Raw genomic sequence first — 4533 nt, 5'->3', positions numbered from 1 at the left:
TTCCGCCAGGGGCATTTTGTGGAGGCGATCGAGAAGGGCGAGCGCGCGACGGTGCTCGAAGCGTCCGGCTCGTACGGCCCCTACTTCTGCGCGTGCGCCTGCTCGGCCTCGGGCGACGTGGCGCGCGGGATCGCGTACTTCCAGCGCACCGTGGATATGGACGCACAGCACGGCTTCGCGTGGCTGGGGCTGGGCTGGTGTCATCTCGCGCTCGGCGCCACGGAAGAGGCGATCTGGTGCTTCCGGAAAGTCGTCGCGCTCGAGGGCACGGGAGGCGCCGGACCGACCGCGGGCGCGGGCGGCGCGCTGGCCGAAGCGCTCCGGCGCCACGGCGATCTCGAGGGGGCCCGGGAGAGCGCGCTCTCGGCGCTGGCCTCCGTCGACAAGAGCGACCACATGTATCGCGACACCTTTCGCGGGATCTGTCTCGCGAGCCTCGGGCGCGCGTCGCTCCAGATGGGCGACCTCGAGGCCGCGCGCGCGGCCTTCGGCCAGCTGATCGCGCACGTGAAGGGACGCCCGCGGGCTCTGGGCGGCGGCCATCTCATGGTGCAGGGATTGGCCGGCCTCGCGCGCGCCACCCGCAGCGCGGCCGACCTCGACCGCGCGATCGCGCTCGCGAGCGGCCGGAAGGGCTACGACTTCTCCTGGTCCTGGTCCTGCTCCGAGGGACAGACGCTCGCCGAGCTGGCCGAAGCGTGCCGCGTTCTAGGGCGCGACGAGGACGCCGCGGCCTGGGAAGCCCGCGCCCGCGAGGCCGATCCCCGGTCGTAGGCTCTCGGGACCCTCTTCATTTCGCCGCTGCCTCCATTTTGTCGCTGCCGTTCTGCCGATCGTTGAGGGCTCGCTCACGAAGGACTCACTCCGCTGCGAGGCCAAGATACATAAGTCGTCCCAGGACGAGTTCGATCCTAGCGCGCGTCGCGCCCATGCTACATCTGTCGCCGGATTCACATGTTCCAGCGCGGGTGCGAATTTAGCGCGGGTAGTGGGGGTGCTGCGGGGGCTGGCGCCCGATCTCAACTTGCGCTGGCGCAAGTCAGGACTTCTGTCTCAACTTGCGCCGGCGCAAGTCGGGACTCGCCCCGGGGCGAGTTAATATATATATTACTCGTTCCACGACGGGTTTGATCCTGGCCCACGTCGCGTCCATGTTACATCTGTCGCCGGATTCACATGTTCCAGGGCGGGTGCTGGACTTTGACGCGGGTGGGAGGTACTGCGCGGGTCTTGTATCCGGTCTCAACTTGCGCAGAAGCAAGTCGGGACTTCTCCGGTCTCAACTTGCGCTGGCGCAAGTCTGGACTTCTCCGGTCTCAACTTGCGCCGGCGCAAGTCGGGACTCGCCCCCGGGCGAGTTAATATATATATTACTCGTCCCAGGACGAATTGGACCCTCGCGGACGTCGCGTCCATGTTACATCTGTCGCCGGATTCACATGTTCCAGCGCGGGTGCGGACTTTGGCGCGGGTGGTGGAGGTGGTGCGGGGGTCTCGCATCCAGTCTCAACTTGCGCTGGCGCAAGTCGGAACTCCTCCAGTCTCAACTTGCGCTGGCGCAAGTCGGGACTTCTCCAGTCTCAACTTGCGCTGGCGCAAGTCGGGACTCGCCCCGGGGCGAGTTAATATATATTACTCGTCCCAGGAGAGTTAGAGCCGCCAAGGTGTGGGCTCGCCTATCTCTACATCATCTGCCACTGGCGACCGAGCCCACCTCTACCTACTTCTCGTCGTGACACTCCGCGCACGTCGCCTTCTTGATCGCCATCGTGCCTGCGGCGACGTCGTGGCAGTCGGTGCAGGTCTTCTCGGCGTCCTCGATGTGCAGCTTGTGTTCGAAATCGCCGCGGAAGGACTTCACGGTGCGCGTCTTCACGTCGGAATGGCACGCCACGCACTGGGCCACGGTCAGGGACGCGGCGCCTGCGGGCGGCTTGTGGTGACAGGTGACGCAGCCCTCCGCGCCGTAGCGCAGCACCTCGCCGGCCGGCTTCTCCTGGTGCGTGCGATGGCAGACCTTGCACTCCAGCTTGGCCTCGATGACGTGCGCCTCATGGGAATAGCGCTTTCCGAAGATCGTGCCGACCTGGTCTTCGATCCCCGCGTGGCAGGAGAGGCAGGGCGACTCGTACGGGGCCTCGCGCCATGGGGCCGCCAAAGGAGCCATCCCCTTGGCGCGCCGCGCCGCGTTCACGTCGTCGTGCGAGCGGCGCAGCAGCGCGTAGGCGTACGAGACGTTGTGCACGCCGTGGCCCCGCTCCACCAGGTCCAGGTTGAATCGCGCCTCTTCCAGCTGCGGCGAGCCCCGTCCCACGGCCCCCTCGGTCGCCGCCACCTGCGCGCGAACGGCCGCGACGCGCCGCGCGGTTCCCTCCTTCCAGCTCAGGAAGATCTTCCGGTACTCGGGCCCGTGGCAGGCCATGCAGGAGATGTCCGAGGCGCGGTTCACCTCGGAGGTCTGCCCCGGCAGCTCCTGATGGCACCCCTCGCAGCGGACGCCCGCGACGAACATCGGGCTGGGCATCGGCGTCACGCCGCGGCCCCCGCTGCCCGTGTACAGCGCGAGCTGCGGGTTGTGCCCCGTCTCGTGACAGCCCCGGCAGTCGGTGGCGGCCTGGTGGATCCGCGCGGTCGCGAGCTGCATCTTCCCCTGCATCGTCTTCGCGGTGACCGGCGCCACGTGCTCCAGGTGCAGGTGGCAGTCCATGCAGTCGACCTTGTGCTTGGTGACATGCATCTGGTGCAGGAAGTCGGTGTTCGAGTACTGCGCGAGCCGCGCCGACTGGTTGTGGCAGGTCACGCACCGCTCCAGCGGCACCTCGCCCTGGCTCGCCGCGACGGGGCGCGCGTGGCACCACCGGCACTCCATGCCGAACCGGGCCACGTCGGAGTGGTCGAAGCGCACCGTGCCCACGGTGTAGGTCTTGGTGGGCACCGAGTGGCAGAGCTGGCAGCGGGTCGTCCCCTCCCCTTCCTTCGCGTTCTTGAAGTGGCAGAGGATGCAGGTCGACGTGGTGACCGCGATGTGGCTTCCCTGGACGATCTGCGAATGGCAGGAGGTGCATCGCAGCGTCTTTCCCCGGCGCATCTCCGACAGGTGCGTCGAGTGATCGAACAAGACGTCCCGGATCAGCTCCTTCCCCGCCAGCAGGCGCCGCTCATGGCAGCGCAGGCAGGCCGCATCCTCGACCTCGGTCCAGGGATTGGTGCCGTACGTGCCGGTGAAGTAGCTCGCCACCATCGAGAGCGCCTCGTACTTCTTTCGGATCTCCGCGCCCACGCCCGGCGCGATGTGGCACTCCACGCAGGCGATGTTGTGGTGGGAGGAATGCTTCCACGATTCGTAGTAGGGCTTCATGATGTGGCACGAGCCGCAGAACCGCGGCTGGCTGGTCACCTGCACCGAGGTGAAGGTGAAGAGGATCGCGAACGCGATCAGGAGCGCCACGGTAAAGCCGGTCACGCGGATCGGCGGAATGACGATCCGCCCGCGAGTCCGGGAGAAAAACTCGGAGAGCCGGGTGTTCCACGAAGTCAACGGGGAGGCTCCGAGGCCCGGCGGCGCGCGAGCCAGACGATGCGTGCGGTGAGAAGCAGGTAGAACCAGAAGAGCGCGAGCCCGACGATCCGCCACACGCGCCCCGACGTCTTCTCGTGGACCTCGTCGCTCACCGTCATCGCGATCGAGCGCGCGCGGCGGGTGGCCGGCTCGACCTGTGTGGAGTCGAGCGAATGCGTCACCGGGGCCGCCTCGAGCAGCGCGGTCCGGGCATCCTGGAGCCGAGACCGGTAGTCCTCGACGTAGATCGGGATCCGCGCGGCGGCCGTGACGAGCGAGTCTGCGCGGTGAATCTCCGCGTCGGCGCCCAGGATCATCCGCTTGAAGGTGGCGGCCGTCTTCATCGCGTCGTCGCCCTTCGAGTGGCACTCGATGCACTTCGTGTCGAACATCGCCGCCGAGGGCGAGGCCGTCTTGTGATTGTGATGGCAGGCGACGCATTCCGGCTGGCCCGCCGCGGCCATCGCCTCTTTGTGAACGCTCGTGAGGAAGTAGCTCCGGGTCTTCATGTGGCAGGTGCCGCAGACCTTGTCCACATCGGCCGCGCCCGGAGGGGTCGCGCCATGGCTGCCGTGGCAGCGCGTGCACTCCGGAGCCGCGTCGTTCCCGGCGAGGTAGGCCTTCCCGTGCACTCCGGCGCGGTAGTCCGCCACCGGGTTGTCCTTCTTCCCCCGCTTGGCGAGGAACGCGGGGTTGCCGTGGCATTTCCCACACGTCGCCGGGATGTTCCGCCCGAAGACGCTGCTCTTGGGATCGTCGCGCGGGCGGATCTCGTGGACGCCGTGACAGTCGGTGCAGACCGCGACCCCCTCGTCCCCCCTGGCGAGGCGGATTCCGTGCTGCGACGTCTGGTACAGCTCGAACTGGTTCGACGGAAGGTTGTAGACGCGCATCTTCGCGACGTCGGCGTGGCACGAGGCGCAGAGCGTGGGAATCGAGCGTCGGGCGGGCACGCCCCGGAAGTTCCCCTTGTG

At 67.5% G+C, this 4533-nt stretch carries 3 protein-coding genes; 1 reads left to right on the top strand and 2 read right to left on the bottom strand.

The features are described from left to right. Positions 1 to 774: tetratricopeptide repeat protein (locus VE326_05445; GenBank protein HYJ32645.1), on the top strand; the 774-nt coding region annotated here is incomplete at its 5' end. Positions 775 to 1720: 946 nt separating this feature from the next. On the opposite strand, the gene VE326_05440 is transcribed toward VE326_05445, so the two are convergent. Together VE326_05440 and VE326_05435 are read right to left on the bottom strand one after the other, a co-directional pair. Beyond that, positions 1721 to 3538 carry a cytochrome c3 family protein gene (locus tag VE326_05440; protein HYJ32644.1) on the bottom strand — a complete coding sequence of 606 codons (1818 nt, stop codon included), beginning with the start codon at positions 3536 to 3538 and terminating at the stop codon, positions 1721 to 1723. Further along, a partial coding sequence (locus VE326_05435) for a cytochrome c3 family protein (protein HYJ32643.1) occupies positions 3535 to 4533 on the bottom strand: 999 nt, incomplete at its 5' end. The genes VE326_05435 and VE326_05440, both read right to left, overlap by 4 nt.

Source organism: Candidatus Binatia bacterium, assembly GCA_035631035.1.
Lineage (GTDB): Bacteria > Eisenbacteria > RBG-16-71-46 > SZUA-252 > SZUA-252 > DASQJL01.
The sequence above is the reverse complement of the archived record's forward strand: the minus strand, read 5'-3'. Positions and strand labels throughout refer to the sequence as shown.